Source organism: Flavobacterium sp. B330r, from assembly GCF_056824325.1.
Window position 1 is genome coordinate 5,015,672 of record NZ_CP124860.1, and the last position, 25,379, is coordinate 5,041,050.

At 35.2% G+C, this 25,379-nt stretch carries 17 protein-coding genes; 16 read left to right on the forward strand and 1 reads right to left on the reverse strand.

Annotated features, from left to right (window positions below; translation table 11 throughout):
- Window position 1: 1 nt before the first annotated feature.
- The 16 genes from QLQ95_RS22355 (at window position 2) to QLQ95_RS22430 (ending at window position 22,767) form a co-directional block, all read left to right on the forward strand.
- Entirely contained in the window at window positions 2-172 is a 171-nt protein-coding gene (locus tag QLQ95_RS22355; RefSeq protein ID WP_172426911.1) for a DUF5908 family protein, read from the forward strand.
- Between the two features lie 123 nt (window positions 173-295).
- Complete coding sequence (locus QLQ95_RS22360) at window positions 296-970, forward strand: CIS tube protein (RefSeq protein ID WP_095930124.1); 675 nt, start codon at window positions 296-298, stop codon at window positions 968-970.
- Window positions 970-2,769, forward strand: coding sequence for a type VI secretion system tip protein VgrG (gene vgrG / locus QLQ95_RS22365; RefSeq protein WP_482501750.1), 1,800 nt, complete (start codon window positions 970-972; stop codon window positions 2,767-2,769). The genes QLQ95_RS22360 and vgrG overlap by 1 nt, the downstream gene beginning before the upstream one ends.
- Before the next feature lie 140 nt (window positions 2,770-2,909).
- Window positions 2,910-3,209: a PAAR domain-containing protein gene (locus tag QLQ95_RS22370; RefSeq protein WP_095930126.1), complete on the forward strand. Its 300-nt coding sequence runs from the start codon at window positions 2,910-2,912 to the stop codon at window positions 3,207-3,209.
- The gene (locus tag QLQ95_RS22375; protein ID WP_482501752.1) at window positions 3,202-3,636 is read left to right on the forward strand and encodes a GPW/gp25 family protein; all 435 of its coding nucleotides are present in this window, start codon (window positions 3,202-3,204) and stop codon (window positions 3,634-3,636) included. The genes QLQ95_RS22370 and QLQ95_RS22375 overlap by 8 nt, the downstream gene beginning before the upstream one ends.
- A complete protein-coding gene (locus tag QLQ95_RS22380; RefSeq protein ID WP_482501753.1) occupies window positions 3,633-7,319 on the forward strand; it encodes a hypothetical protein in 3,687 nt (1,228 codons plus the stop codon). The genes QLQ95_RS22375 and QLQ95_RS22380 overlap by 4 nt, the downstream gene beginning before the upstream one ends.
- Before the next feature lie 10 nt (window positions 7,320-7,329).
- On the forward strand, window positions 7,330-10,050 hold the full coding sequence (locus QLQ95_RS22385) for a hypothetical protein (RefSeq protein ID WP_482501755.1): 2,721 nt from the start codon (window positions 7,330-7,332) through the stop codon (window positions 10,048-10,050).
- Window positions 10,034-13,729 (forward strand): contractile injection system tape measure protein, encoded by a 3,696-nt coding sequence (locus QLQ95_RS22390; RefSeq protein WP_482501757.1) that lies wholly within the window; start codon window positions 10,034-10,036, stop codon window positions 13,727-13,729. The genes QLQ95_RS22385 and QLQ95_RS22390 overlap by 17 nt, the downstream gene beginning before the upstream one ends.
- Before the next feature lie 83 nt (window positions 13,730-13,812).
- The gene (locus QLQ95_RS22395; RefSeq protein ID WP_482501758.1) at window positions 13,813-15,747 is read left to right on the forward strand and encodes a hypothetical protein; all 1,935 of its coding nucleotides are present in this window, start codon (window positions 13,813-13,815) and stop codon (window positions 15,745-15,747) included.
- A 16-nt stretch (window positions 15,748-15,763) separates the two neighbouring features.
- Complete coding sequence (locus QLQ95_RS22400) at window positions 15,764-16,609, forward strand: hypothetical protein (RefSeq protein ID WP_095930132.1); 846 nt, start codon at window positions 15,764-15,766, stop codon at window positions 16,607-16,609.
- A 67-nt stretch (window positions 16,610-16,676) separates the two neighbouring features.
- Entirely contained in the window at window positions 16,677-17,600 is a 924-nt protein-coding gene (locus QLQ95_RS22405) for a hypothetical protein (protein ID WP_428239248.1), read from the forward strand.
- Window positions 17,590-18,957 carry an ATP-binding protein gene (locus tag QLQ95_RS22410; protein WP_482501760.1) on the forward strand — a complete coding sequence of 456 codons (1,368 nt, stop codon included), beginning with the start codon at window positions 17,590-17,592 and terminating at the stop codon, window positions 18,955-18,957. The genes QLQ95_RS22405 and QLQ95_RS22410 overlap by 11 nt, the downstream gene beginning before the upstream one ends.
- 4 nt (window positions 18,958-18,961) lie before the next feature.
- Window positions 18,962-19,519, forward strand: a complete 558-nt coding sequence (locus QLQ95_RS22415; protein WP_482501762.1) for a hypothetical protein — start codon at window positions 18,962-18,964, stop codon at window positions 19,517-19,519.
- A gap of 70 nt (window positions 19,520-19,589) precedes the next feature.
- On the forward strand, window positions 19,590-20,141 hold the full coding sequence (locus QLQ95_RS22420; RefSeq protein ID WP_095930136.1) for an HNH endonuclease: 552 nt from the start codon (window positions 19,590-19,592) through the stop codon (window positions 20,139-20,141).
- Between the two features lie 46 nt (window positions 20,142-20,187).
- A complete protein-coding gene (locus QLQ95_RS22425) occupies window positions 20,188-22,245 on the forward strand; it encodes an eCIS core domain-containing protein (protein ID WP_482501764.1) in 2,058 nt (685 codons plus the stop codon).
- Between the two features lie 63 nt (window positions 22,246-22,308).
- On the forward strand, window positions 22,309-22,767 hold the full coding sequence (locus QLQ95_RS22430) for an RNA methyltransferase (protein ID WP_320495003.1): 459 nt from the start codon (window positions 22,309-22,311) through the stop codon (window positions 22,765-22,767).
- 58 nt (window positions 22,768-22,825) lie between these two features.
- Here the strand turns inward: QLQ95_RS22430 and katG are convergent, their stop codons facing one another.
- Window positions 22,826-25,099, reverse strand: a complete 2,274-nt coding sequence (gene katG, locus QLQ95_RS22435; protein ID WP_482501766.1) for a catalase/peroxidase HPI — start codon at window positions 25,097-25,099, stop codon at window positions 22,826-22,828.
- Between the last annotated feature and the right edge of the window lie 280 nt (window positions 25,100-25,379).

A 25,379-nucleotide genomic window follows, 5' to 3' on the forward strand; every position in this document is an offset into this window, starting at 1 on the left:
TATGCCAATCGAAATAAGAGAACTTGTCATTAAAACAGAAATCGTAACAAACAACACTAAAAATTCGGCGCTAACCAAAGAACGAGAAATGTCTATTCTGAGAAAACAGCTGCTGGAAGAATGTAAAAGATTAATTGCAGAAAAAAATCAGGAGAATAGTTATAAACGTTAAACCACTCCCGACATCTATCGCATAAAGTATTAAAAAATCCGCACGATCTGCAAAATCTGCGAGAGAAAATATTTCAAAGACCAACCAGGATTTAAAAAAATTTAAACTTAAAATAAGACACAAATGGCAAGTTTAGAATTAATGAAAATTACGGGATATACAGACGAGGAATTTCAGAATAGATTCTCCGGAAATCCATATGCTTTCATGATTAATCCTGATAATATCAAAATACAAAAAAGCATCGAATACAACGAACAGCAGGCTCCAGCAACAAGTTCGGCTTCGCAAAAATACAAAAGCACTCCAAGCGATAAACTGAGTTTTGAAATGGTAATAGACTGTACGGGAATCATAGATGCCAAACGTACCGATATGTCTAAAGAAATAACCGCTTTAGAAACGATTATTTATACTTATAACGGTAAAATACATCGCCCTAATTTTGTAAAAGTGCAATGGGGACAGAATATTACATTCAACGGAGTTCTCGATTCTATTGACATCTCTTACACTCTTTTTAAACCAGATGGAAGTCCGCTTAGAGCCAAGATATCATTATCGTTCAGTCGCTATATTTCTCCGAAAACGGTAACCAGAGCAGATGCTCCAGAATCTCCAGACCTTACTCATATTGTAAGCGTTTCTGAAGGCATGTCTTTACCGCAATTGTGCCAGAAAATCTGGAATGACGATTCCTTTTATATACAAGTTGCAGAACATAATAAACTTAACAAATTCAGAAATCTCAACGGTGTCGACAAATTAATTTTTCCACCCATAATCCCTTCAAACTAATGAGTGCTTCAACCGAAATAAAAAGTGGCGGAATCGCAACATTCGCAGTTAAAGTTAACGGATCGGCAATAGCCGATGAACTTAGCGTGCTTTCTATTCACATCGAAAAAAAAGTAAACCGAATTGCATCTGCAAAAATCATAATCCTAGACGGAGAACCAAACACGGGTAAATTTGATGCCAGCTCCTCTTCTACTTTTGTGCCTGGCGCAACAATTAGCATAGAAGCAGGATATGACAATAATAACGCTGTTATTTTTTCTGGTTTAATCATGAGCCAGACCATTCGCATTGATAATTTAGTAGGATCTGCTCTAGAAATTGAATGTCGCGATAATGCCATAAAAATGATTGTAGGCAGAAAAAGTCTCACGTTTTCTAAACAGAAAGACAGCGATATTATATCTTCTATAATTGGAAGCTATTCCGGTTTAAGCGCAGATGTTACTGCCACAACTACGGTTTGGCCAGAACAAGTGCAATTTTATGCTACCGATTGGGATTATATTTTGGCTCTAGCCGAGGCAAATGGTTTAATCGTAACCACTTTAAACGGGAAAGTTTCTGTTTTTCCTCCTGATAAAAGCACCACATCTGTGCTTACGGTAACTTATGGCGATAATCTTCTTGAATTTAATGCCAAATTAAATGCTGTGACACAATTAGGAAACGTAGCTGCCAATAGCTGGAATTTTAAAACTCAAGCGGTTGTAAACGGTAATGCAGCGCCAAATGTTAGCGGAGCTGGAAATTTGACCACAAAAAAATTATCGGAAGCTATTGGACTCTCGACGTATCAATTGCAGACTTCTGCCCCACTAGAAAGTGCTGATTTAACCAATTGGTCTAAAGCGCAAATTATTAAAAGCGAATATGCTAAAATAATGGGCGAAGCTAAATTTCAAGGAACCAATTTAATTGATCCTGGAAAGTACATGACTTTTGCCGGTATTGGAGATCGTTTTAATGGCGACTACCTCATTGGCGGAGTTGTGCATGATTTGTCTCAAGGAAATTGGGTTTCAGAAGTTACACTCGGACTTTCTCCATTTTGGTTTACCGAAGAACCAGATGTTATGGCACCACCCGCTTCGGGGCTTGTTCCAGGTGCAAAGGGGCTTTTTAACGCAACCGTAAAAAAGATGGATGAAGATCCCGATTCTCAATACCGAGTTTTAGTCGATGTTCCTTTGCTAGACCCAAAAGGCGAAGGAATCTGGGCAAGGCTAACCAATTTCTATTCAACAAGCGGAGCCGGAGCTTTCTTTATGCCCGAAGTTGGAGATGAAGTTATTTTGGGTTTTATAAATGAAGATCCACGATATCCCATAATTCTCGGAAGTATCTACAGCAGTACAAGCATAAAACCTTTTACGGGTTTGGACCCCAATCAGAAAAATTCGGTAAAAGCCATTGTTTCTAAATCGGGAATTTCGGTACAGTTTAATGATGAAAACAAAGTTTGGACTGTTGCAACACCCAACAAAAACACGATCATTATTAGCGATAAAGACAAGAAAATTACGATTCAGGACGAAAACAATAATAGCATCGTAATGTCAAGCAGTGGTATCGATTTATCGAGTCAGAAAAACATCAATATCTCAGCCAATCAAAATGTGACCATCAAAGGAAATCAAGGTGTTAACATACAGTCAAGTGGCGGAGATGTCTCAATAAAAGGTCTCAACATCAAAGAAAATGCAGATATGCAATACAGCGCCCAAGGCGGTCAAATGGCACAAGTCTCCGGAGGAATGCAATTGACGCTGAAAGGCGCAATGGTAATGATTAATTGATTGTTTATTGTGAGATGATAGAGAATAGAAAATAGAGAATAGAGGAAAGAGAATAGAAGCAAGAAGCGATAATCACGATTAAACGAATCAAGAGTAAAACAATTAAACAAATAAATAATTAACCGATTAAACAAAAAGATATGCCACCAGCAGCAAGACTTACAGATTTTCATCAATGCCCGATGGTTACTCCGGGAGTGCCACCAATTCCGCATGTAGGAGGACCAATAGTTGGGCCAGGTGCACCAACAGTTTTAATAGCAGGATTACCAGCTGCCAGAGTTGGCGACATGCTAGTTTGTGTAGGGCCTCCAGATTCTATTGTAAAAGGATCTGCAACGGTTATGATATGTGGTATGCCCGCCGCAAGAATGGGAGATTCAACCGCTCATGGAGGATCAATTGTTCTTGGAGCATTTAATGTGATGATCGGTGGATAATATAGCACATAATGATTCCGCTTTTTTAGGTTCAGGATGGGCGTTTCCTGTTTCATTCTCTGCAGATAATCACCAGCTGAATTTGTCTGCAAATGAAACCAACATTAACGAGTCTATCAATGTCATTCTAAACACACGCAAAGGCGAGCGTACGCTTGAAGCCGAATTTGGTTCTGGAATACAGCAATTTATGTTTAAAAAAATTGATAGTACGCTTAAAGGCGAAATCATAGAAACGATCAAGTTTGCTTTATTACGATATGAACCCAGAATATTGGTTCAAGACGTGAGAGTCGCATCAACAGATATCGTAAACGGAACAATCGAAATACTGATTAGTTACATCTATTCTAAAACCAATACAAGACACAATTATGTGTTCCCATTTTATTTAAAAGAAGGAACCAACTTAGATCGAAAAAAATGATTTTAATTGATCAAAATAGCGCTATAAATTCTCTCAACGAAGCACTCGTTCCGAATCCGTATTTAATAGACGGAAGAACCGAGCAGGATTGGCTGTACTTTTTGACAGAATTTAGCAAATTGATCAATTTCTATAATGACAGTAATGCTATAGAAGGAAACTGGAGTCCGTTTTTACTGAAAGATCCCGTTTTTCTGATGGCTTCCATTTCGAAAACAAATTACAAAAAACTGTTTGCAGATTATAAAAATGGTTGTTTAGAAATTCAACGATTGCTTGAAAACAAAAACAGCATAATATCCAATACACGAGCTTTAAACAACTTGTTTGATCGCATTACGGCTATTTATCAAATTGTAGAACGCTGGACGCATCATATGCTAAAAAACAGCGAGGTATATGATCTCAAAACGTATATACTGCAAGAAGTAAAAAACAGACTAAGCATAGATTTTTGGGCTATTCAATCTTATAGACAATATCTGTTAAGACTATCTATTAAGAATTTAATTCTCACTTCTGTTCCTTGGGACGAGTTTAAATCTTTTGATAAGAATGTTTGGTATATCAATAAAGATAAAATCCCATTTTGGCAGGTTTTTGGTTTTGAAAAAGAACATCCTATTTTGGATGAAATAAGGGCTGTACTAAAGGCAAGCTTAGCTATTCTAACCAAAATTGGCGATAAATTATTTCAGTTTTTAGAAACCATCATTCATCACGCCGCAAAAGAATACCAGAAATTAAACCTCAAAAAAGGGCATTTTCCAGATACTGTTTTGTTGCGCTCATTTGTAAATATCCTCAAAATTCAGCAAGATCAATTAAACGGACTTTCTGAGAAGCATCTTGATTTTTATTATAAAAATATCCTGAAACAAACCAAATTGCCAGCAGTTGCAGATCAGGCGTTTTTGTGTGCAACACTAACAAAACCAACATCTGTTTATACTCTGCCTGCGGGGACTTTATTTAATGCGGGAGTCGATGCCCAGAAGAATCCTATTTTATTTGCTTGTAAAAAAAATGTAAATCTCAATCCAGCTACAATTGCAAGTGTTCATAAGCTTTCGTATCAGGATAAAAACAATGCGTCTTACAATTTGCAAACCATTGTAAAACCAACCGAAATTCAATTAGATCCAGAAAATAAAGCCATCAGTTGGGAGACTTTTGGCTCAGACGACGATTCTCTAAATCCGTCTTTAATTGGAGTTGCCTTTGCTTCGCCCATGCTATTATTGCGCGAAGGGACAAGAACCCTAACGGTAACATTAGAATTTGCTTCTCAGATCGATTTAAAAATCCTCCAAGAAGCCAATTATTTTTTGAGCACACAAAAGAATTGGCTACAACTGAATTTAGCTCCTTCCAATTTTACAATCGATGCTACGAAACAAAACGCAATTGCAATTGCTATAATCCTTGATCCAAGTGTAGTTGCAATCGAGCCGTTTCTGGTTAATCCAGACGGATTAAAAAGCGATTGGCCTATGATGAAAGTGTTGTTTCAAAATGTTCCTAATCCGCAGGATCCTCCTAAAGTGACATCGATCACTATTGCCTTAAAAGTAGAAGGAGTCAAAACTTTTCAATTGTATAATGATTATGGGGAATTAAGCACGAAAAGTCCCTTCCCTCCTTTTGGACCAATTCCGTTGGTTAATGCCAACTTTATCATCGGAAATAATGAAATCTTGAGCAAACCTTTGGACAGTTTCACAATACAGATCGATTGGGATAAAAGACCTGCCAATTTTGAAATTTATTACAAAGAATATAATGATTATTTACATCCTCCAAAAAAAGGAGACAATTCGGTTGTAAAAGCGTATCGAATCGCTTTTCCTCGTAAACATCAAAATATTGCATTCGTTAAAGAATTCTCCAATGCCAATTTTATGGTATGCTTCAACATTATGCAAGACAAATCATGGCAAGGCATAAAAATGACTAAAATTTTGAGAACCAAAAATGACCAAGTTTTCATTCCAACTGATGAAGTTTCGCAACCGGTTAATTTATTCGACACTTTGCCCGTAGTTCCTCCTAATAATGTTCTTAGCACCTCTAACAGTGATTATATATATTCTAAACCTGTTTCGACTAAACCTGATGTAAAATTATGGCATCCCAATCCAAACATTCAAAAAGAGCCTTTAAAATATTCTGAAGAAAGCACATCAGGATTTATAAAAATGACTTTAAAAAGTCCACAATATGGTTTTGGTTCCGAATTGTATGCCAATGTTGTCGCTAGCATCGCCTTGCAAAACGGGTATAAAGTTGCACACAAACAAGATGATTTTATTCCTGCAGCCAATCTTCCATTTGTTCCAAAAATACAGACTTTTTCTGCTCAATATGATGCAAGCGTAACCTACAATCTTGATGGTACAGCGGGAGATTATCCGTTTCAATATTTTATTTATGCTCCATTTTCAAACTATACCGTTTTTGATAGTGAAACGGCAGACAAAACTGAAACGAATGTATTCAACACCGAAATCATTGGAAGTTCTGAAAGCGATGCAGTAAAAGGTTTTCCGCTTTATCCGTCTTTTGACCATAACGGAGCCTTATTTATAGAACTCGATAATTTGATTTGCAACAGCACTTTAAACCTCTATTTTGAATTGGCTAGAAATTCAACCGCGCTTACCGATCAAAATAAGATTATGTATTACTATTTAAGCGATTTGGGCTGGAAAAATATAAAACCATTATCGGATCAAACCAGCCAATTTAGATGTTCTGGAATTGTAGAAATTCCGATTCCTGCAGATTGCAATAACAATAGCAGTATAATGCCAGGAAACAAAAACTGGATTTCTATTGCGGCTGTTGGCAACCTTAAATCATTTTCTAAAACTACCTTTATGCAGACCAATGGTTTTATCGTGCAAAGAACTGGAACGACGTTTCTAACCGATACGCAAAGTCCGAAAATTGATGCCAATGTAATTACTAAACCAGAAATTAAGATTCCAGAAATAGGTACTATCATACAGCCTTTTGCTTCTTTTGGAGGAAAAGCTGCCGAAGACAAAATAGATCGAAATAAAAGAGTAAGCAATAGCATAAAAACCAAAAATAGAGCCAGCACAGCATCCGATTATTATACGCTCATTGCCGAAAAGTTTGATACGGTCTATTATTCAAAAGTAGTGACTGACGAAAGCAATAACATCACCAATGTTTATTTGGTAAAAAAAATAGCATCAGATAGCGATTCAAATGCCTTTACACCTTTGGTGACAAATGCTCTCGAAATTGAGGTGCAAAAGTTTTTAAGCGCCAATTCATCTCCATTTACCCAACTAAACGTTTCCAATTTTGATCTAGAATACGTTACCATTAACATCAATATTCAAGTAGATCCAAACTACCAGACCACCTTGGTAACAAAGAATGTAAATCTTGCTCTAAAAAAGTATTTATCGCCTTGGATTACGAACTGCCCTTCTGAAATAGAAATTGGCAAACCGCTTATAGATGCCAAAGTGAAAACATTTGTGCAAAATATAAAAGGAGTTCTTACGGTAGAGAAAGTAACTTTTTCGAGCTACAACATTGATCCGGTTACGGGCTTGCAAACTGTTTTAAAAAGCGAAGAGGAAAACTTAATGCCAAACGATTCGATGACACTTTTAGTTTCGGCACCCCATCATAATATTTCATAACCAAATAGAAATGGATACTAATAATCAAATAACAAAAATTCAGCTTCCGCCGCATCAGGACTTTAACTTCCTGAAAGACGAAGCTATTGATTATATCCAAAATCACATTGGCAATGAATGGACCAACTTTAACCCGAGCGATCCTGGAATGACAATTCTAGATCAGGTTTGTTATGCCATGACCGAATTAGGTTATTGTACCGATTTTTCGATTCCCGATATTTTAACCGATTCTACAGGAAAAATGGAAATTGAAAATCAGTTTTATATGCCTTATAAAATTCTGACTACGGCGCCATACACCATTAACGATTACAAAAAATACATTATAGACGGCATCGAAGAGGTTTACAATGTTGTAATCGCACCTTACAGTCAGAATCTTTTGGCATTTAGCAGAGTCTATCAAATTTATCTTTATATCAATCCTGATATTACCGATGATACTAAATGCAATAACATTTGCAAATCAGTCTATTATTACCTCAATCAGAGTCGAAATATTGGCGAACTTTTTAATATGCCAATTGCATTGCAACTGCAAAATTGCTGGATTGGCGGAAATATAGAACTCGAGAAAAGTGTAGATGAACATGCTGTTTTATTAGAACTTCAAAATAAAATTCGCAATTATATATTTCCGAAAATAGATCAGGTGAATTATGATACTATGAAAGAAGACGGATATGATGCTGCTACAATATATGACGGCCCATATCTTAAAAACGGTTGGATTTCTGACGATTCTTTATACGATAAAAAAGATACAATAAAAGCTATTAATTTAATTCCTGTAATGGAGTCTGTAACCGGTGTCATTTCGGTTTCGGGAATCCAGCTTTATCAGAATACGGATAATGTTCAAACATTGCAAGCAACAGAAAGCCAATTATTGTTTGTTGATATTATAAATTCTTATAAAGAGAAAAAACTAACACTAAACGTTAACGGAAAACAAATAGCTGCAGATGTCTTTGGTCCGTTGCAAATCAATATTGGCCAATATCAGGATAATGTAACAAGCTTAAACAACAAACCGACTATAAAGTTGCCCAAAAGCAGTTTTAGAGATATCAATAGTTATTACTCCATTCAAAATACATTTCCGCAGCAATATGGCATTGGCGACGATAAAATCGAAGACGATTCTTTACCCGTTCAAGTGGCACAATCGCGTCAGTTAAAAGGCTATTTGACTTTATTTGATCAGGTTTTGGCCAATCAGTTTTCGCAATTAGCCAATGTTCCCAAACTATTTTCTTTCACCAATTCGGTATGCGGAGCGCCATCAGACAACGACGCTTTTTATGCACTAAAAGATACATACGAGAAAAAGCATTTGGAATATCCTGTTCCGTACAAAATGTTCTCTCCTAGCTATTTCTATCAATCTTTGTATAGTATTCCTCATATCAAACCTTTATTGAAAAATAATGCCATTTTTGAATACAGCAATGGAATTGAAACTAAAAAGGAACTGAAAGAAAAAAGCTGGCGAGAATATCAGCAAGATCCTTATAATGCCTACATCTTTGGAATGATGAAAATCATGGAAGAAGAAGATGTTAACTTCGAAAGACGAAACAAAATACTAGATCATTTGCTTGCCAGACACGGCGAATCGCCAAAAGTAATTGATGCTATCATTCATGATACTATCTATACCGGAAACAAGAAAAAAGATCAGATCATTATAAAGAGTTTGTATTTGCAGAATCTCGATTTATTATCCTACAACCGTTTTAAAGGTTATAATATTCTAACGGCTTCAAAAATTAATCAAACCGCAGAAGCTCATTTGCTAAACATTAAAAAGGAGCATTTTGAGCATATTAGCGAAAACACGTCAGATTTTGTTTTTCAATCTAATAAAATCAATAAAAAAGAAAAACTAAGCAAAACAGATTTCAATAATTTTTCTGGTTTAGAATTAAAACTGAATTTACTTTTCGGATTAAAAAACATATATACCAATTTTATTACAACACAATTTGAAGCTTCACAAACTTCTATCGAAGATCAATTGAACAGCAATAAAACCATACAAAAAGTATATTGGCTTAAAGAAAATAGAAAAGGTAGTTTTTTTATTGAAACCTCTATTCTCTTAAGTCAATTAAAATATAATCTTGAAATTGTAAAACAAAGTGATAATTCTTTTTACGAAATACAAAATACAGATTTCCAAACCATTGCCAATATAAATTATCTTTTAAATACGGAAAGTCAAACCGTTTTGGATTCTCAGTTTTTAAAAGGTCAGTTGGAATTTTCTAATGAAAAATATGCTTTTAGTACTGATAATTCTCAAACTGGAACATCTATAGATTATACCAAAAGTAAATTCTCTGATTATTCATTTCGTATTACCGTTTCTTCTGGAAACGGAACCATAACAATCAACGATGCACTTTTTAAGAAAAATGCGATTCTGTTATTTCCAGATTTTATTTCTGAATTGCAAACTCCTCAATTCGAAAGACGTTTAGAACAGTTTCTTGCGGTTAGTCTTCCAACAAATATACAATGTGAATATCTGTCTGTTCAGTTTCACGAACTTGAAAATTTTACATCGAATTACTATAGCTGGCATGACAGTTTACGCTTCAAAAATACACTAGATACACACTATACTGAAACAGAAGCAAGTTCAAATCCGGAGCAGTACGCTGTAAATTTAATTCATAGTCTAACCTCAATTTTAGAAGCAAAAAATGGAAGAAATAAATAGCCATATTGTATCGAGTCTAAAATGGGACACCACTTTTGACCAAAAGAAAGAAGGTTACAGACTTCAGGAGCGTTTAAGTGCTTGGAGCAAAATTTCGTTGCCTAGAGAAGTTACCTCTATTTTTGACGAATTATGCCCGCAGGAACAAAGCTGGAGAATTGAATTGCTTGAACTTGATCTTGGCGCCTGCGATTATGGTGATCTAGAGTTTGATCTTAGCCGAAAAATACAAAATCTATTAAGAGAGAAAATAGCCGAATTAATTCTGTATCAAAACAATCAGAAGCAAAACGGAATTGCGGTTTACAATAAAGAAAAATCAATTCTAGAAAATCTTACGGTCTTTTTGCTAGAAGGTTATTTACCATGGAATTATCAAAATAAAGAAGGTTCTGTCAACCAGATTATGGCAGAATTGCTTCAGAACAATCTCGCTGAGGTTATTGCGATTATTAAAAAAACGGGAATGTCTCATGAGGAAGTGAGAAAACGAATTGCATGGCAGTTTGACGAAAAAAACATCACTAAAATAATCGCCTCGCTCGAACCTAATAATAGTAGTTCTATTATTGAGTTTAGCGCAACGATGGTTAATATTCAGGTTAAAGAAACGATTATCCAAACGAGTACGGCAAGTTTCAAAAAGAATCTATGGTTCTTTATTCTGAACTTTTTGCTGCTCGAACGCGGAACGCTTTTTAATAAACTGGCTTTCATGAAAAGCAGTATTCTGCAAATGGCCAATCATTACAATATTGCTTATGCCGAACTTATTATTCTAATCGAAAATACGATTGTAAAACTCTCTGATAAAACATCGCAGAACAACGATTTTATTGCTTGTCTTAAAATACTAACGCAGGAATATGAAACCCAAAAAAGCGAGAATTATAAGCTTGAAACTGCTACAAATTATTGGAGTCTATTAGAGCAATTATTGAAAAATAAAGGCAATAGAAGATTTAAAGCCGACAAAGACAATTTAAACGAATTGATAATGGTATTGAATAGCGAGAATAAAACAAAATTTAATACGCTGCTTCAGCCCATTTTTAAAGATGAGAGTTTGCTTGTTTCGCTGCTCCTTGATTTAAATGAAACTTCGATAAAAATACTGTATTCAAAACTGGATACTACTCCATCGCAGCTTCATACAGAATCTATTATTTATCTAAACCAATTGAGCCAGACTTTTAAACTAAAAACAAACCGTAAGGCTTTATGGCAAATTGGAATTCTATTTCTCATCCAAAATAAAAATACAGACAATACTGCTTTTCTGCTATTTTGCATTAAAGAATTAAGCAAAAAAAATAATCTGAGCCATGAGCATTTATTGGCCCTGTTTACCAATGCTAAAATTCCTGCGGCGATAAAAAGCAATAATGCTGCGGTTATTTTTACGGATCTAAATGCTATCTATTGCAAAGAAATAAGCCGTAATAATTCTAATTATCCCGCTGTTCATTTCAAAAATCTTGTCGCAAAACTAGAACTCGAATTACAGAAAAACAGTACCAAAAGTGTCTTTTTTATTGACTTACAAAGATCGCTGACTAGAACTATTTTACTGCATCCTAAAATGGCTTTTGAAGCCATGCTTTCATACGGAAATAAAGACATTCTTAAGAAAATACTTCCGTTGGTTTTGAATCGAGAAATGCTTCAATTATTGGTCAAAACAGCCAATTATAAAAAAACAAAACTTGTACAAACGATACAGGTTGTGTATGAGATTTTAAATGAAAAAGATCAATATGATTTTCCTGAAGAATTAATTACCGATGATTTGTTGCTTCTTGGAATGCAGGAAATATTGTTACATCCAGAGCATAACTCCTCTTTGTTTATGGAAACTATTATTGTGCAGTTATCCAAAAAAGTGACTGAGACGAGACGCGATGATTATTTTCAGTTTATCGCAAAACTGATTCAGTCCAAACGAATTAAATCTTTTGGAGTGGCTATTAAAAAGACCTTTTTAAACCAGTTAAAAAACACAAAATCTATAGATCCCGTTGCGCTTGCCTTGCTCATTCAAAACACGTCAAAGCAAGATCAGCAGGAATTAGCACAATTATTGAGTGCTAATTTTAATGATGCAGGATTTGTTTTACTCCGAAAACAAGACAAAAAAGAAAGTGAAAACATATTGCTTTATTTCTTGACAAATGCAGTTGCGCTGAAGAAGAACTGGATTCAGAAAACTGCTTCTGTCCTAATTCGAAATATAAAATCAGTTTCAGAAACTAAAATTAGTGCAGCATTAAATGAACTTTTCTGGAACACGATTTTAAAATATTCTGCTTACAAAGGCAATGAAGTTTTATTTGATAAACTGCTTCAGAAAGAACTCAAATTGTATTTAAAAAAGAATGTCGCGAAGGAAAAAATACAGCTTCAAAACGAAACAAAATCTTTTGAATATGCCAATTCAGCACCAGATTTTATGTCTTTTTTAGAAAACAATGGCATTTCTGATTCTATAGTTTCTAATGAAACTGCAGAATCAATTAGCGCAGATTTGCTTTTTGAAATCGAGAGTTTATCTGAAAAAGAGAAATACAAATGGATTTCATCAATCCTTATAGAAAGACAAGTTTCATCTGCTTTCAGCATTTCTAAAACCATTGAGATTAAAGACATTCTGAACGCCATTATGGTAAAAGAGCCAAAGATTTTCTTTAGAATAATAAAAAAAGAATTTATTCCTGAAGCTCAAATTGATTGGCTTTGCCGAAATATTAACTTTCATCATTTATGCAATGCGGTTAGTCAATTGGATAAAAACAAAGAATTGTCTTTACGGATTTTGGAAAAATTCAATCAAGTTTTGGGCAATGTTAAAATAAAAGGATTGGCTGCTAAAGAAATGCAACATCTCTTATTGCGAAAGCTCTTAAAGGCTGTAACCAACGACAATTGGAGACTTATTGCAATAGACAAAATCTGGAATGAATTAATCTGGGAAGTTGTAACCAAAAAAGGAATCTCAAAAAAAAGCTTTTTGGCCGATATGAAAAAATATATCTATCAATTTCCTCCCGCTTTACAGCTCGGTTTCAAAGAAATTCTAAGAGCCGAAAAGCAAACCTCAACCGTCTTAAAACAAACTGAAATAATTTCGAAAATGGAACATAATAAAACTAAAGAAAACCCAAAAAACAGCCCTAAACAAGGAATTCCTGTTAGAAACGCAGGAATTGTACTCTTAAACGATTATATCGCGATGCTGTTTGAACGATTGAGCCTAACTTCTGAAAGAAAATTTATAAGCAACGAACATCAAGTTAGAGCTGTACAATACTTGCAATATCTAATTACAGGAATGCAGGAAACGGAAGAGGTTTATTTGCCGCTAAACAAAGTTTTGTGCGGTTTGCCTTTAGCCGATACTGTGCCTGATTTTATTGATATCACTGATCAGGAAAAACAATTGATAAAGGGTTTGATACAAGCGGCGATTTCGCATTGGCCAGAAATTGGAGATTGCTCCGTAGACGGTTTTCGCGGCAACTGGCTTGTACGCGACGGAATTCTGGTAGAACTAGAAGATAAATGGGAACTCACGGTAGAGAGAAGAGCTTATGATATATTGATTAACAGATCTCCTTTTGCTTTTTCGATTATGAAATACCATTGGATGGATAAGCCTTTGCATGTCATTTGGCCTTATTAAAAAAGTATTCTAAAAACCAATTATCCAAATAAGAACCTTGAATACAATATTGAAATATAAATTAATCAACTAAAAGAACTATTATGAACAGTTACAATGAAAATCTGCATTCTAGTGTATTGTCTTCATTAGAAAGTCAGGAAATGACCAAAAAACAATTGAGTTCACAATTGAGCACTTCAATGTTTACTCTTTATTATGCTGAAGGAGCTGAGATTGTTGCGCAGGAAAAACTCGATGCAACAGCAAAATTGTACAAAGAACAGCAACATATAAATAATGTTGTGGTTACGAATAAGAATATGGCAGACAACTTATTACTATCTGCCAATCAGCAAAAAACGTATGTAACACAAGCCGTTACCAATATGGCGGTTTGCGCGTCGAATATACAAATTGCTTCAAATTCTATTGTGCGTTTGGCTAGCGATATTGGAAGTATTTACAGTATTGTAAATGCTGCCGATTATGGAACTCAAATTTATCAGCAAACGCTTGAAGCTTATAATCTGATTAATAAAACAGCCTATAATGCAGAGCTTACTTCGCAATATGCTATGGAAGCTACAGCATCGATTTCTGAAGTTTCAACTTCTGTTGTGGCAGATGGAGCTAAGCTAACCAACTCTTCTGTCAATAATTTATTGCAGGTAACCACTTCAGATTTAACAGCAACTACCGCAGTACTAACCGTAGATAACGATACGAGAGCAAAAGCAAGTATTGCTACAAGAGCTGCAGAAGGAGCCATAAAATGTTGTGAGGTAGAATATAATGCTTCAAAGAAAGCCTATACGTATAACAACGAACAATTTAATCAGGCTTTGATTGTTGAGGTTCCTACAAATTTTGATCCTTCAGCAGGCAGTTTTACTGTTTCATTTGATGCTTACAAAAGTCCTTTTTCTCCCGAAGATAGAGATCCTGCAACGCAAAATAAAGGATTAGCAAATCCAGTTTTAAGCTACAATATCATTTTGGTAAAAGACAGTAAGAAATCATTCTTTAATGCTTCTACGGCAGAAGATTTGGTGGGCAATCCCGATCAATGCAAAAGTATTCCTGCGACGCAAAAACCAGATGATAAAGGAAAATACAGCACATCTATAGCTTATAAATCTTTGAGAGATGCAGATAATGAACCTCTAGTGCTTGGCGAAAATTATGTTGCTTTTCTTTTAATAATGTTTACTGAATCTTACAAGAAAGAAATCAATACGTTTGATGAATATCTATCTGCACCTTCTGAAATATTTTCGTTAGTCTATACTTTAAAAAGTGCGAAAGATATTGGCACTTCTAGAAAACATTCTGAAGATTTATCTAAAATTACTTTTAATGTTGAGAAAGAAGAATTAAAAGCAAGTGAAATTGATTACAGATGTTTCTTCTTGCCTTACACCGATAATCTTTCTACAAATGAGGATTTACAGACTTTGGAATCCAAAATTGAAACCATGGAGTTAGATGAGGAAATTAAAACTGTTGATGCTGAAGTTAAAGCGCTTACCGAAGAGATCGAGATCTTAAATAGTTCTGCTCAAACAAGTGCCGAAACAGCCAAAAACAGTAAAGATCCTGATCAAGACAAACAGAAAAATAATAGTCTGAAAAGTGCATTGGCTGATGCTAAAGAGAAATTACGCCTTGCAAAAGCGCAATTGACAGATTTGAACGCTAAACTGAAAGAAGTTAAAGAGAAATCTCCTAAACCGGTTAAAAACAGCAACGCCTTCTTCTTCAATTTAAATTTAGCAGAAAACATTCCGGCAGGAAACTTTACAAGTGCCAAACAAAAAGCAGCTTCTGGTCAAGAATTTGACGTGCATATTGATGGCACCACTACAGATAACTTCGGAAATCCGCTAATTGAAGATAAAAATTACATTCCTGTTATTTTGTCTTATTACAAAGGCACTGAGATTTTAAAAACCAGATATAAAAATAGTCTTTCTGATTGGCAAAACACACCGCCAATACCTTATTCTACAAAACCAAAATCTGAAATCACAAACTAATTAATACCGCAACTATATGGATACTATATCATTAACTCCGTTAAGACCAAGTTTACAGAAATACGGAATTACAGAAAAGAAAAAAGCTGAATTAGACTTGCTAAAAAATCAAGTAGTTGATGCAACAGCAATTGTACAGCAGCAACAGACAATTGTAAATTCGCTGAATGAAAAAGCAACCCGATATCAAGGTTATTTATTAGTTTCTGAAAGCAATCGTACGCATGCATTAAGCAACAAAAACTTGATCGATCAAGTTATTCAAAATGCTTACGACTTAGCTCTCAATTCAAGAGTTGCTTTTTCAAAAACAGCCTATGCAACAGAAGACTCAACAACAGTTAGCAAAAGCATCAGTGACTTGATTAGCAAATTAATTTATTCTGTAGAAATAATTAATAAACTGTCTATTCTAGTTATTCGCAAAAAAGCACTTAATCCGTTAATTTCTGATGATTTAATCGCAAGAATAAACAGCGCAGGTACAGACGCCAATAATGCGGTTGCTCTTACGCTAGTTGCCTTAAAATCTACATTGGCTGCAGAAGCTTCTGTTCTGGAATCTGAAGCGGCAATTACTTTAGAAAGCAAACAAGCAACAAAATTGTATCTGACTTTAACAGATGAAAAATCTTTAGACGCGCCTTTATCAGTTCAGCCTTCAGACAAGACTTCTATAAGAGCCTTAATATACAATGCGTATAAAAACGCTCAGATTTCTTATGATAAAGCCAATACTGCAAATGACGAAACGGGAAGACAATTGAGCATTGCAACTGCCAATTTAAACAAAGCGCAAATCAAACTGCAATCACTTCAATCTAGCTTAGCTGCGGCAACTGCTGCTGCTTATGCATCTTAAGATCAATTAAATTGTCCACTGTTTGCTTACTGCATTCAGTGGACTTTAATCAATAATTTTTAAGGTTATGGATCATACTAATAAGAATTTTTATAGGCATTTTTATCTCAAAACTGGAGGATTTCTGCCCACCAAACCGTTAAATAAAAGTCTTTTTCCTGGCGATTATTTTCAGATTAAAAACGGCGAAATTATTCTTCTTGGAAACATTTATCGCAATGGCATTATATCGCGTCACGATGCTGATATAAGCGGAGTAATTGCCTTAAATGATGCCAATTGGAATTTTAGTGATGGAATTTCAAAACCTTATTCAGGACGATCACACGCGCATGGTTCTATTGACGGCAATTTTGAATTTAGCAAACAAATATTGGCTTTTGCTAATAAAGGAAGCTTCATTTTTAAAGCCGAAGAACCTGAATCTGTAAAAATTAATAATTGGAATGAAATACAGCAGCAATTAATTATAAAGCTCACACAAACCTTATACTCCTTTAGGGAACTTTATGTTGTAACAGAAAGTGCAACCGCAAAAAATACAACTCTGGCCATAGCTGGCGAAGCAAATGCCGAACTAGAATTGGCTTGTGAGGCTGAAAATTTTGGATTGTCTGATATTTTCGGACATGAAAATACTAAAACCATTCAGTCTAAAGATATCGAATATTACCACCGAGAAACTAAGAGAAAACCTGCTTATTTCAAAGCCAAAAAATTGGTCGTGCAAGACGAAAAATTGTCTTATTTCATTACCGATTTTATTGCCAAAGAGAACAATACAAGCGAATGGGCAGATTCTTTTTTTGATTCGAGTTTTCATAATGATGTTGATTATAACACACAAATGATCATGCAAAATGCACAAGGTTTTTATTTGGATATGCTGCAATGCAATGAGCTGAATCCTAATACGGCTTTGCTTTATTTTAAATGGGCTGACGCAAATCTGGACGATGTAGAAAAATTATTTGGAGTTTATGGAAACTAATCCCAATATTGTCTCTTTGTATAATGAAATGGATTGGCTGCAAAAGGTAATCGATCAGGTTATTTGCAGTTATCTGCTTCAGGATGGACATGAAAACCGCTGGCAGGATATTCCGCTACCAGAAACTGATGCAGAAACTGAAAATAGTGTTTATTATAAAAAAATAACCGAATGGGATTTGAATCTTTACGAAAGGCTTTGTCTTGCCCTAATTCTCGCACCTCAGATTAAACCCGAAGTTCTGGATATTTTCTTTAGTAAAAATGCGATGTACGATCGTGGATTTACTGAATTTGGCGGAGTTATCAATAAAAATCATAGCGGTTTTTTGCCTACAGGACAAACCCTATCTTTTTTAATTACCGCTGTAAATCCTGAATTAAGAATAGAAGTACTTCAAATTCTGAATACTTCAAATATACTTTCAAAAGAACAGGTTTTGATTTTAGAAAATAACGAATCTAATGTTCCTATTTTGAATCACGTACTTTCGATTAACGAACGTTGGCTCAACTTTTTTATAACTGGCATTTTGCCTAAATTGGAGCATAGCGTTTCGTTTCCTGCACAACAAATTTCGACCAAATTAAACTGGGACGATTTGGTTCTAGAAGAACATGTCATGAATCAGGTTATGGAGATTAACGCTTGGCTAAATCATGGTGATACTCTTATGACAGAATGGGGTTTGGAGAATAAAATAAAACCTGGATATCGAACCCTTTTTTACGGACCTCCAGGCACTGGTAAAACGCTTACTGCAACTTTACTTGGAAAAAGTACCAACAGAGAAGTTTTCAGGGTTGATCTTTCTATGATTGTTTCTAAATATATTGGTGAAACAGAAAAAAATCTGTCTAAAATATTTGATGTTGCACAACACAAGGACTGGATTTTATTTTTTGACGAAGCCGATGCGCTTTTCGGAAAAAGGACAAATGCTTCTTCTTCAAACGATCGGCACGCCAATCAGCAAACGGGATATTTACTGCAAAGAATTGAAGATTTTCCAGGAGTGGTTATTCTAGCATCCAATTTAAAAGAAAATATGGATGAAGCTTTCTCCAGAAGATTTCAATCCATGATTCATTTTACGATGCCAACCGCAGAGGAAAGGATTCTTTTATGGGAAAAAGCATTTTCAGGAAAATGTAAACTAAGTCCAGATATTGACATAGAAAGCATTGCCGAAGAGTATGAACTTGCTGGTGGAGCAATTATTAATGTATTGCGATTTTGCGCTCTGGCTGCCATTCAGAGAAATGAAACAGTTGTCAGTCAGCACGATTTATTGGAAGGGATTAGACGTGAATTTAAAAAAGAGAACAAAACACTTGTGGTTACTCAAATGAATTGACGTTATGAAAAAGAATGAAAACATAAAAAAAGTTGCCATTGCCGCGCCTCAATTACACCGTCATAAAGTGAAACTTAAAATTGGAAACTGGAAAAAACATTTTGATTTCAACTATGTGAATACCATAATTGCATTGGCTTTGAATGATTTCCACGACAAGATTTTCTTTTATATTAACGGATATCTTATTACAAGCCAAAATCTTTATTTGGTTGTACAAACTACCGAAAAAAGTGTAGAAGAAATGGTTACTAAAATTGAAAATCAGATCGTTAACTTATTAAAAACGAATCCTCAAAAACTAAAAGAAAACCGTGGCGAGGTTTCTATAATAGCTGATGACGAAAATCTTTTCTACGCCGCAAGAAAACCGTTATTTAAAATTTATCCTTTAGAAAATGATCATCTGGTAAAGCTAATTACCGGAGAAAAAGTGGAGCTACCCTACTTTGATCGAGATTTAGAGCATTTTAAAAATAGGATTCACAACCATCCCTTTTGTTCAGCGATTAATTATTTGGGCGGTGTTGGCCCTGTTGAGGTTACGCCTTTTCGAGGTTAGAAATTTTGCTTTTTTGCGAAAGATTATAAAGGCTATTTAATAGAAAGCATAAACGTATAAAAAAAGAATCATGAATACTTATAGCAAAGTTTCGACAGAAAATGATTTTCAGGATGCAGCAAGCCATCTGACAAATAGCAACAGTACCAAAAATACTTATCAGCTAATTGATAATCGCGTTTCAACTTCAACTCTAAGAAATAATAATATTCCAGTTAGACAATTAAAATCTAATCAGGCTATTGCTAATTTCAATTCTAATACAGTACAGCTAATAAAATTTGACAAAAAGCAAAGAGCAAAAAAATTAGCAGCAAATAAAAAGAAAAACGACGGCTTTCATACTTGTGATTACTGCGGATTTCAGCATTCACAGGTACATTATGCAACATTTCAAGGCAGAAGAATGGGCGATGGACAGTTTCACATTGATCATATACAACCCGCTTCAAAAGGAGGAAGAAACAACATGAGAAATGGCAGGGTATTTTGTGGAACCTGTAATACTTCTCGAGGAAACAGAGCACATGTTGGTGCAACTGGTTTTAAAAAATATCATGCTCTGCATAGAAAAACACTTCCAAAAAACTATATGCGCAGACCAAGTAAAAAAAGAAAATAAAGCATTTAGATCTAAAAATAACTAATAATATTTAAAATTAGTATTTATGGAATATTCAACTGATAAAACAAAAACGCAATTTGCGGCAAATAGCTCCGACGAAAAAATTGTTCAAAATAAGGCAAGAGAACTTACGGACAATCGCCCTGTTTCTGTTTTACAAAGAAAAGCAAACAATACCGGTTTGCCTGAAAATTTAAAGTCAGGAATAGAAAACCTTTCTGGTCATTCTATGGATGATGTAAAAGTTCATTATAACTCAGACAAACCTGCACAACTTAATGCACATGCTTATGCGCAGGGAACCGATATTCATCTAGCATCTGGACAAGAAAAACATTTACCTCATGAAGCTTGGCATGTCGTGCAACAAAAACAAGGACGCGTAAAACCTACTTTACAAATGAAAGGCAAGGTAAATGTAAATGATGATAAAGGTTTGGAGAATGAAGCTGATGTCATGGGAATGAAAGCAATTCAGTTTGTAAAATACAGTTCTCAAACTCAAATTAAACCTCTTAATTCTTCAAACTCCCAAAAGATATATCAACGTGTTAGTATTAAACTGGACAACGGAACTTATTATCCAAATAACCACGCAACTGGAGAAACTGTGGAAAGTGATGATTTGACAATTAAAGAACGTACAAAAGCCAGTAATGATTTAAAGGAAAATTCCGACTTAATTCTTCAGATTCAAGAAGGCTGGACACATTTGACACAAAATGTAGACCCAATCATTGACCCACTTTTAGCAGCCGCAAACATTACTGACGAAACTATAAAAATTGAGGCTAGACAATTATATCAAGCATCACAAAATACAGGAGGCGGATTAATTAGTTTACTTAACGCTCAAAAAGAATGGCAAGATTTTTTACATTATAACGAAGTACCTATGGCAGCCATACTTTCTGTACACCGCAGTTTTGGCTTTGAATTTGAATTTGCAACATGGGAACTTGTAAATCCTAAGGGACCTGATGTTGCTTCACATACAGAAGTCGGGAAATCTGCTCCTTTAAGTCCGTTATTTAATACCTCTTTTATATTAGAGACAGACGCTCAAAAAGAGTTGGAATTAGTCGCTCCTCCACTTTTAGCAGGTGGTGCAAATGGATTAATAAATAAAACATTCATATCACAGGTTCATACTTTATTCATTAATGAATTAGTCACATTTAGAACTACTCATTCATCCACAAATACACGTGTAAATGCGTTACCATTTAATAACTACATAGGAACTGCTTGGAACTGGAGTGCATCTGGTGCCTTAATTAGAGTTGCAAGAGCAAGGAATAAATGGGCAGAGAAAACAAACCAAATCGGATATCAATTAAATATTGCCCTTACTCCTCATGAAATAGCTGCACAGTTTCAGGAAAATTCTCCAGGGTCAGATACAGAACATGAGAACCTTTACAACAAGATTCTTAAACGTTTTCATGATAATGCTACATACAAATCGTTAACATCTATAAGACGAACTGCAATAGATCCTGCAATATTATTGCTATTAAAAGGTATTTCCAATGCTATCGCTATTCCGACATTGACTTTAGTTGCAAAAATAAGAAAGCCATGGGTAAGTGGCGATTTACATTCTCATGTTAAAGATTTGCATGGCATCTGGGTTAAAGATAATGTGCCGAATATTACGTTGGCGGCAGTAAAAGGCGATAATCAAGCACAAGATGATTTAAGAAGTATAATATTAACTGAAAAAGATAAGATCGCAAGAGACATTTTAACCAGCATACCAGCATACAACCCACCAAAAAAAGCTAAAGGTGAAAATGAAGGTATTACAGCTATGAGAGACGCACATACAGAACTCGATACTAAGGTAAAAGATACTACTAGTCTTAAAAAAGCTGCAGAAGAAGAAGCTATTGCATGTCTAACAAAAGTTGCCCAACGCTTAGAAAACCATGATGAAACACCGACAACAAATACAAAAACAGATTTCCTTGCCGAAAAGTTTGGTACTGGAGATGGTGTTCGTAAGGATACTTATGCCAATATACCAGTTTCTGGCAATAATACTTTACATTTAGCAGAATTAAGAACAAATACAACAACCGATGCTTTTTTAACCTAGTAAATCTGTTCTGTAGACCAATAAAAAATTGATTTATCTACATACAGTTTGTACTTTTGCGGTATGAATGATAATTTTATAAATGAATACTTTGGTATCGGAATCCAAAATGGTAAAACACCAGAAAACTTAGGTGTTTTATGGCGATCGGCTCAAAACTTGGGCGCTACTTTTATATTTACCATCGGAAATCGATATGCCAAACAAGCTTGTGATACACACGATGCGGTAAAAGCGATTCCGTATTTTCATTATGATACTTTCGAAGCTTTTTTTGAAAACTTACCAAAAGGAGCGCGATTGGTTGGTGTTGAACTATCTGAAAAAGCCTCTGATTTAGAAACTTTTGAACATCCAAGGCGCTGCGTTTATATATTGGGTGCAGAAGATCATGGCTTATCTAAAAAAGTAATGGAAAAATGCCATCATTTAGTAAAATTCAAATCAGAAAAAAGTTTGAATGTCGCCGTTGCTGGAACCATTGTTATGTATGATCGAAATTTGTCTAAACCACGTTCTTAAAAACATATAAAAAAAGACGCCGTAATTGGCGTCTTTTTCTTTTTGCTATAAGCGAGTATTATTTTCTTAAATCAAATCTGTCTAGATTCATTACTTTAGTCCATACGGCAATAAAATCGTTTACAAATTTTTCGTGAGCATCACCAGCTGCATAAACTTCTGCAATTGCTCTTAATTCTGAATTTGATCCAAAAACAAGATCTGCACGTGTTCCTATCCATTTAGGCTGTCCAGTACTTCTGTCATTTCCAGTATAAAGTTCTTTGTCATTTGAAACAGACTTCCATTCTGTATTCATGTTCAATAAGTTTACAAAGAAATCATTTGTTAGCTGGCCAGGTCTCGTTGTAAAAACACCATTTTTACTTCCGTCTGCATTAATATCCAGAACACGAAGTCCACCTAAAAGAACCGTTAATTCTGGCGCAGTTAGAGTTAGCAAATTCGCTTTATCTATAAGAAGTTCTTCTGTTAAAACAGTCGATTTTGTTTTTCTATAATTTCTAAAACCATCAGATTTTGGTTCTAAATATCCAAACGATTCAACATCTGTCTGTTCTGCAGATGCATCCATACGTCCAGGTGAAAAAGGTACTTTCGCAGATGCTCCTGCATCTTTAGCTGCTTTTTCTACAGCTGCAGATCCTCCTAAAACGATTAAATCGGCCAATGAAACTTTTTTATCTCCATTTGCAGCATTAAATTCTTTTTGAATACCTTCTAATTTATCTAAAACAACCTTAAGTGCAGCTGGATTATTTATTTCCCAATCTTTCTGTGGTGCAAGTCTTATGCGTCCACCGTTTGCGCCTCCACGCTTATCTGATCCTCTAAAAGTAGAAGCTGAAGCCCAAGCCGTAGCAACCAATTGAGACACGCTTAGTCCTGAATTTAATACCTTCTCTTTAAGCTGTTCTATATCTTGGTCATTTATTAAAGTATGATTTACTTCTGGAATAGGATCCTGCCAAAGCAGTTCTTCTGTAGGCACTTCAGATCCAAGATAAAGAGCACGAGGCCCCATATCACGATGCGTCAATTTAAACCATGCACGAGCAAAAGCATCTGCAAATTCATCTGGATTTTCTAGAAAACGACGTGATATTTTCTCATAAGCAGGATCTAATCTTAAAGATAAATCTGTAGTCAGCATCGCTGGCAAGTGTTTTTTATTAGCATCAAAAGCATCTGGAATAATTGCTTCCGCATTTTTTGCTACCCATTGATGTGCTCCTGCCGGACTTTTTGAAAGTTCCCATTCAAAACCAAATAAATTCTCAAAAAAGTTATTGCTCCATTGTGTTGGTGTTTTTGTCCAAGTAACTTCAAGTCCGCTTGTAATAGCATCTCCACCTTTTCCAGAACCAAAACTGTTTTGCCATCCTAACCCTTGCAGTTCTAGACCTGCTGCTTCTGGTTCAGCTCCCACATGATCTGATGATGCAGCACCGTGCGTTTTACCAAAAGTGTGTCCACCCGCTATTAAGGCTACAGTTTCTTCATCATTCATTGCCATACGGCCGAAAGTGTCTCTAATATCTCTAGCTGCCGCAATCGGATCCGGATTTCCATCTGGCCCTTCAGGATTTACATATATAAGCCCCATTTGCACTGCTGCAAGCGGTTTTTCAAGATTTCTGCTATGGATATTTCCGTCGGCATTATCATCAGATGATACCACTCCATGATCTTTTGGAACACCTTCAGAACCGTCTTTATAACGTTCGTCACCACCTAACCATGTCGTTTCAGAACCCCAATAAACAGATTCGTCTGCTTCCCAAACATCGGCACGTCCTCCTGCAAAACCAAATGTTTTAAAGCCCATCGATTCTAAAGCCACATTTCCTGTTAAGATCAATAAATCTGCCCATGAAATCTTTTGTCCATATTTTTGTTTTATGGGCCAAAGCAATCTTCTCGCTTTATCAAGACTTACGTTATCTGGCCAGCTGTTAAGAGGTGCAAATCGCTGTTGTCCTGCTCCTGCTCCGCCTCGCCCGTCATGCACTCTATAAGTACCTGCACTATGCCAAGCCATTCTTATGAAAAGGCCTCCATAATGACCAAAATCTGCAGGCCACCAATCTTGTGAATCAGTCATAAGAGCATGCAAATCTTTCTTTAATGCCTCAATGTCGAGACTTTTAAAAGCTTCTGCGTAATTAAAATCCTTATCTAGCGGATTTGATAACAACGAATTCTGTCTCAGGATATTTACCTTTAACTGTTTGGGCCACCAGTCAAGATTTTTAGTTCCCGATGCTGCCTGCTTATCAATGCTCCCATTATGAAAAGGGCATTTGCTGATGTCATTTGATTGATTGTCCATAGTTGAAAAATTTTATTTTTGACTAAATTACAAACTAATGAAAAAGAAAATTCTGACTGTGAATCATAAATAATTCTTAGAGAATAGACAAAATCTATACAGAATTATTTTAATGATTCTAATTCCTTATAACACTTCTTATTATAAAAAAACATTGTTTTTGAAAGACACAATACTTTTATAATTTTAAATTTTGTTTCTATAAATTTAGCAAAAAGAATCTTTTTATTGTCATAAACATTTAATTAGCTTCTCTGTAATATCTATATTTCTTGCTAAT